Origin of the sequence: Aeromonas sp. s3 (genome assembly GCF_040907805.1) — a bacterium.
GTDB lineage: Bacteria > Pseudomonadota > Gammaproteobacteria > Enterobacterales > Aeromonadaceae > Aeromonas > Aeromonas dhakensis.
Window position 1 is genome coordinate 113,488 of sequence record NZ_JBFOCQ010000020.1, and the last position, 6,457, is coordinate 119,944.

The 6,457-nt window shown below is 58.4% G+C and carries 5 protein-coding genes; 2 read left to right on the forward strand and 3 right to left on the reverse strand.

Annotated features, from left to right (window positions below; genetic code table 11):
- Window positions 1-2: 2 nt before the first annotated feature.
- On the forward strand, window positions 3-1,934 hold the full coding sequence (locus AB5Y98_RS10680) for a bifunctional diguanylate cyclase/phosphodiesterase (protein WP_005309523.1): 1,932 nt from the start codon (window positions 3-5) through the stop codon (window positions 1,932-1,934).
- Window positions 1,935-1,991: 57 nt separating this feature from the next.
- Complete coding sequence (locus AB5Y98_RS10685) at window positions 1,992-2,180, forward strand: hypothetical protein (protein WP_080628999.1); 189 nt, start codon at window positions 1,992-1,994, stop codon at window positions 2,178-2,180.
- 73 nt (window positions 2,181-2,253) lie between these two features.
- Here AB5Y98_RS10685 and rluA read toward each other — a convergent pair whose 3' ends face one another.
- The 3 genes from rluA to AB5Y98_RS10700 form a co-directional block, all read right to left on the reverse strand.
- Window positions 2,254-2,910, reverse strand: a complete 657-nt coding sequence (rluA, locus tag AB5Y98_RS10690; protein WP_139432155.1) for a bifunctional tRNA pseudouridine(32) synthase/23S rRNA pseudouridine(746) synthase RluA — start codon at window positions 2,908-2,910, stop codon at window positions 2,254-2,256.
- Window positions 2,911-3,131: 221 nt separating this feature from the next.
- Entirely contained in the window at window positions 3,132-5,999 is a 2,868-nt protein-coding gene (rapA, locus tag AB5Y98_RS10695; RefSeq protein WP_368231872.1) for an RNA polymerase-associated protein RapA, read from the reverse strand.
- A 181-nt stretch (window positions 6,000-6,180) separates the two neighbouring features.
- Window positions 6,181-6,457: hypothetical protein (locus tag AB5Y98_RS10700; RefSeq protein WP_368231873.1), on the reverse strand; the 277-nt coding region annotated here is incomplete at its 5' end.

Genomic DNA, 6,457 nt, shown 5'->3' on the forward strand with positions numbered 1-6,457 from the left:
GAGTGAAAGCAAAGACCAAGGCGTGGCCTTTACTCATCGTTCTTTATCTATCCATCCTGCTGTTCACCGGGAGCACTCTGTATTGCCTCGCACAAATACAGAATGCGACCCGGGTGATGGAGAAGTATACCTATGACGTCTCCTGGGCCCTGATGCAGTTGCAACTGGAGTTGGGGCGTTTCCTCAACTCCGTCGAGATTTACCATTATGGCGGTATCGATCACGATACCCTGATGTTGCGCTACGACATCCTCTGGAGCCGCACCCCCATCCTGCTCAGCGGCCAGCTGCGCCAGAGCATGAAGGACAAGCAGAAGACCCTGCGGCTTGTGCAGTTGATCGAAAGCAATATCCGCGAGATGGAGCCCAACATCACCAACCTGAAGTCGGGAACGCCGGATTATCAGCAGATCATGATGCGGCTGTCGCCTCTGCAGGAACCGCTCTCTTATTCCCTCGCCTCCGTGATGCAGAAGAACATCAATGTCTATTCGGGCAATGACAAGCGCTTCGGCCAGTTGCGCAATGCCCTGCTGTTCATGGTATCCGGGCTGGTGTTGTCGGTGATGCTGCTGAGCGGTCTGCTGATCCGCGAGGCGCGCCGCCATTTCAGAGTGGCACGGATAGATCCCCTGACCGGGCTCTCCAATCGTCTGGCCCTGCTTGAGAAGATGGAATCCTACGCCAGCAAGGAGACGCCGTTTGGTCTGGTGCTGGTGGACATCAATGACTTTCGCGACATCAACAGCAAGTTCGGTTACAACACCGGTGACTTCCTGTTGCAGGAGCTGGCGAAACGGATGCGTAGCCTGTGTGAAAACGGTGAGTGGGTGGCCAGGCTTGGTGGTGACCAGTTCGCCATGATCCAGCGCGAGAGCAGTGATCTGCGTCAGGTGAGGGAGCTGGTAGCCCGTCTGCTGCACGCGCTCAAGCAGGACATCATCATCGACAACTATCCGTTCCGGCTGGAGGTGGGCATCGGCATCGCCTTCTTCCCGATGGACAGCAAACAGGCCCAGGAACTGCTCAGCCGGGCCGAGCAGGCACTGTTCCACAGTCGCAAGACCCATGTGCCATACGTCATCTACGACAGCTCGCTGCTCAATGAGACGGCGCGCCGCAAGCATCTGGCCAGCGACATGATCATGGCGCTGGAGCACAATGCGCTCGAGCTCTACTATCAGCCCATCGTCAACCTGGAAAGTGGCCGCTGCGAGGCGGTCGAGGCCCTGCTGCGCTGGCGTCACCCTGAGCTTGGTTTCATCCCTCCTAACGAGGTGATCCAGGTCGCCGAAGAGTTTCAGCTGGCCGAAAAGCTGGGTAGCTGGGTGCTGAACACCGCCTGTGAGCAGCTCTATCAATGGCAGCAGCTGGGCCTGGTGGATCTGCAGATGTGCGTGAACATCTCTCCCGGCATGTATCAGCGCAACCTGTTGAAGTTGGTGGCCAAGGCGCTGATGGACCACCATATCCCGGCTGCCAGCCTGGTGCTGGAAGTGACGGAAGACACCACCATGCGCGAGGTGAAAAACTCCCTGCAGCTGATGCAGGACCTCAACCAGCAAGGGGTACAGCTGGCGCTGGATGACTTCGGGACGGGCTACTCGTCCCTCAGTTATCTGCAGAAACTGCCGGTCAGCAAGGTGAAGATCGATCGCTCCTTCATTCAGGGGATCGATACCTCCATCGAAGCGTCCGAGCTGGTCGCCAACATCTGCCGGATGGGCTCCATGCTGGGCAAGAGTCTGGTGTGCGAAGGGATTGAAACCCAGGCCCAGCTCGACGTGCTGCGCACCTTGACCGACATCCATCTCTATGGTCAGGGTTATCTGTTCAGCCGTCCCGAGCAGGCGGAGAAGGTCTATCAGACCCTGCTGGAGATGGAAGAGGAGTGGCTGGAGCGGCGTCAGCCCGACAAGGCGTATTTAATTTAGCCAAAGTGCTCATGTCTGGCCTAAGATGGCCGATAGTCTTAGGGCAGGAGGTACACCATGGATATATCTAGTTCTGCATCTGCGTCATTTGGTTCTGCATTGATGACGGCCAGCCTGGCCAAGAAACAGCAGACCCAAGAAGGTGAATCTGCATTGAAACTGCTGCAAACAGCAGCTCAATCAGCACCGGTTGCACCGACATCGGCCAACGCTTCTCTGGGAAGTAAAATCGATATTCGCGTCTGACCCTAACGAAAAAGCCCCCATCTCGTCGATGGGGGCTTTTTTATGTCTGCGATATCGCAATGTCTCTCTTGGCTCAGACCGGAAAAGGGGCTGGTGCCTCGAAGGTCATCCGTTCGCCGCTGCGGGGGTGGCTGATGGTCAGGCTGGCCGCATGCAGATAAAGGTGCGGTGCCGCCGCCAGCGCATCCGGATGGGCGTAGAGGTTATCGCCGAGGATGGGATGACCCAGCTCCAGCATATGAACCCGTAGCTGATGGGAACGACCGGTAATGGGGGTCAGCTTGATCAGGCTGTTGCCATTTTCTACCTTCAGCTTCTGCCACAAGGTCAGGGCGTGACGCCCCTCCTCAAAGTCCACCTTCTGCTTCGGGCGGTTGGGCCAGTCGACGCAGAGCGGCAGATCCACTTCACCCGCATCCAGTTCCGGCTCGCCCCACACCCAGGCCAGATAGTGTTTCTCGGTTTCCCGCTCGCGAAATTGCCGGCTCAGCTCCCGGTGAGAGTTGGGATTGAGGGGGATCACCAGCACACCTGTGGTTGCCATGTCGAGACGATGGGCTGCCGCCGCCTTGGGGTGCTGTTGCTTCACCCGATGGAGCACGCTGTCTTCATTCTCGGGGCCGCGCCCGGGGACGCTCAGCAGGCCAGTGGGCTTGTTGACCACCATGATGTCCTTGTCCTTGAACAGGATATCGAGCCAGGGTTCCAGGGGCGGTGAGTATACAAACATAGCGTCTCGCATCTTTGGTCAAAGCGGGGGCAAGCCCCCATCAGTTATGGGTAACCACGATAAAAGTACATGGCAGCGAACTCGCGTTGGGTCTGGTCGTTATCAACCAGACGATGCCTGCACCGTTGTATCAGTTATGGGTAACCACGATAAAAAGTGCATGGCAGCCAACTCGCGTTGGGTCTGGTCGTTATCAACCAGACGATGCTTTCACCGTTTTATCAGTTGTGGGTAACCACGATAAAGCGGATGGCATCCAGTTTGAGTTGGGTCTGGTCGATCAGGTGGTGCAATTCTGCCTGCAGATTGCGCAGATAATCCAGTTCGCTGTCGCGCACGTTCGGGTTGACCGCCTTGAGCGCCTCCAGACGATCGAGATCCTGCTGCAGAGTTTGCGCCATCTGGGCACGGGCCTGGTCGACAATATTCGCCTTCAGTCCTTCGGCAATCGCCTGACCCTGGCCAATCAGACCGTGGATCACCGGCTGGGAAGCGGTGACCAGCTTGCTGCCCAGGTGGCGGTTGACCGGCGTCAGCTGGCGGTTGAAGGCATCGAAGGCCACCTTCTCGCCCAGGTTGTTGCCGTTCTTGTCCATCAGCAGCCGGATCGGGGTCGGCGGCATGAAGCGGTAGAGCTGGGGATGGGCCGCAGACTCGGCGACGAAGATCAGTTCCAGCAGAATGGAACCGACCGGCAACGCCTTGTTCTTGAGCAGAGCCACTGAGGTGGCACCGATCTCGGAGCCGAGGATCAGGTCGATACCGCCGCGCATCATGGGGTGATCCCAGGAGAGGAACGACATGTCGTCCCGCGACAGGGCGGTGGTACGATCGAAGGTGATGGTCATGCCGTCTTGCGGCAGGCCCGGGAAGCTCGGCACAAGCATGTGGTCGCCCGGCATCAGCACCAGTGCGTTCTCACCGCGATCATCCTGATTGACGCCGATCTCGTCGAACATCTTGAGGGCGAAGGAGATCATGCCGGTGTCGTCATCTTCGGCGGCCAGCTTCTCGACCAGCTGCTGGGCGGCTTCGCCACCGCTGGAGTGGATCTCCAGCAGACGATCGCGGCCCTGTTCCAGTTTGGCCTTGAGCGGCTCGTGCAACTCGCGGGTGCGGGTCAGCAGTGCTTCTAGGGTCGCCTGCTCACCGGTGTTGGCGGCCAGCAGCTCGAACAGTTCGTCACGCACCGCTTCAAACACCGGGCGTGCGGTCGGGCAGGTCTGCTCGAACGCATCGAGGCCATCGTGATACCAGAGCTGCAGGGCGCGCTGGGAGGTGCCCTCCAGATAGGGAACGTGGATCTCGACCGTGTTCTGCTGACCGATGCGATCCAGTCGGCCGATCCGCTGTTCCAGCAGATCCGGGTTGAGAGGCAGGTCGAACAGCACCAGATGGCTGGCAAACTGGAAGTTGCGACCTTCGGAGCCGATCTCGGAGCAGAGCAGCACCTGGGCGCCCCCCTCTTGCTGGGCGAAATAGGCGGAGGCCTTGTCCCGTTCCAGGATGGACATCCCTTCGTGGAAGACGGCGGCGCGGATCCCCTCGCGGGTACGCACGGCCTCTTCAAGCGCGATGGCGGTGGCCGCTTCGGAGCAGATCACCAATATCTTCTGCTGACGGGCAGAGATCAGCAACTCAAGCAGCCAGTCGACGCGTGGGTCAAACTGGGTCCAGCTGGCGTTGTCGCCTTCAAACTGCTGGAAGATCTTCTCGGGATAGAGGTAGCGCAGGGCACGGGTCTGCAGATCGCCGCCGTTGCCACCCATCATGCCCATCACCTTGATGGCGGTCTTGTACTGCTCCGGCAACGGCATGGGGTAGACGTTGAGATGACGCTCGGGGAAGCCCTGAATGTTGGCGCGGCTGTTGCGAAACAGCACGCGACCGGTGCCGTGCTGATCCAGCAGCTTGGCGACTGCCTGCTGACGGGCGGCCGCATCAGTGAGATCCAGACCATCAAGTTGGCTTGCCAGGGTTTGTTTGGCAGCTTCGCTCAGGGCCTCGCCATCCAGCAACTCCTGGGCGGCACTGGCGACTTGACCATAAGCCTGCTCCTCGGCGAGAAAGGCCTCGTAGTCGTAGAAACGCTCGGGGTCGAGCAGGCGCAGACGGGCAAAGTGGCTCTGATGGCCCAGCTGGTCCGGGGTCGCGGTCAGTAGCAGCACGCCTGGCACCTGTTCGGCCAGCGCTTCCACCATTTCATAGGCACGGCTCGGCGCCTCCTCGCTCCACTCCAGGTGATGTGCTTCGTCGACGACCAGCAAATCCCATTCGGCTTCCAGCAACTGCTCGAAGCGGCGGCGCTTCTTGCGCAGGAAGTCGAGGCTGCAGATCACCAGCTGTTCGGTTTCGAAGGGGTTTTCCGCATCGGCAAAGGCCTCGATGCAGCGCTCCTCGTCAAACAGAGAGAAGTGAAGGTTGAAGCGGCGCAGCATTTCGACCAACCACTGGTGCTGGAGCGTTTCGGGCAGCAGGATCAACACGCGATGAGCGCGGCCGGAGAGCAGTTGCTGATGAATGATCATGCCCGCTTCAATGGTCTTGCCGAGGCCCACCTCGTCGGCCAGCAGTACGCGCGGGGCATAACGGTGGCCTACTTCATGGGCGATATAGAGTTGGTGCGGGATCAGGCTGACCCGGCCACCGGCCAGACCGCGGGTCGGATTGCGACGACGTTTGTGCTGGTTGACCAGCGCTTCGTAGCGCAGGGTAAAGCGGGACATCCGGTCGATCTGGCCGGCGAACAGGCGATCCTGTGGCTTGTTGAACTTGATGAAGTTGTTGAGAAACACTTCCTTGAGGGCAACCGGCTCATCATTGTCGGTGCGAACACCTACATATATAAGCAGGCCATCTTTTTCCTGCACTTCATCGACCATCATGGTCCAGTCTTCGTGACTGGCTATCTGATCGCCCACATTGAAGCTGACCCGGGTCACCGGCGCCTCTTCTTTGGCATACATGCGGTTTTCACCGGTAGCCGGAAACAACAGGGTAACCATGCGTCCTTCAACAGCAACGACAGTTCCCAACCCCAGATCCGTCTCTGTATCACTAATCCAACGCTGGCCAAGTGCAAAAGGCATTAAACTCTCCAAAGCCCAAGAGTGTGTGAATCGCAAAGGGGCGCTATGTTACCCGAAGGCGTGAGCGTGATCACCATGGATATGGCGATGGTGGCAGCCATTTCATCCTGCTGTTGATCCAGCTCTTGTCATGCATGATTGAAGATAGATGGCGTTGACTACGGGCGAGGAAATTGCTGGATTAAGCGACTTCTTGATTGATTGTTGAGCGGTTGAACGATTTCTTCGAATTTAATGCGAATTGTCGCTTGCAAGCGTGATCCAGATCCCTATAATGCGCCTCCATCGACACGGCAGCGGCAACGCAAACAGCCGGGTCGGTAGCCTCGAAAAGCCTTTGAAAATAAGGCTTGACTCGAGAAAGCGGTTGAGTAGAATGCCACTCCCGCAGCAGCCAAAAGCTGCATCGCTCTTTAACAATTTGAATCAAGCAATCTGTGTGGGCACTCACAGCATCG

Coding starts and splice junctions, on each gene's coding strand:
- AB5Y98_RS10685 (WP_080628999.1), top strand. CDS start 1,992: ATGGATATATCTAGTTCTGCATCTGCGTCATTTGGTTCTGCATTGATG.
- rluA (WP_139432155.1), bottom strand. CDS start 2,910: ATGTTTGTATACTCACCGCCCCTGGAACCCTGGCTCGATATCCTGTTC.
- rapA (WP_368231872.1), bottom strand. CDS start 5,999: ATGCCTTTTGCACTTGGCCAGCGTTGGATTAGTGATACAGAGACGGAT.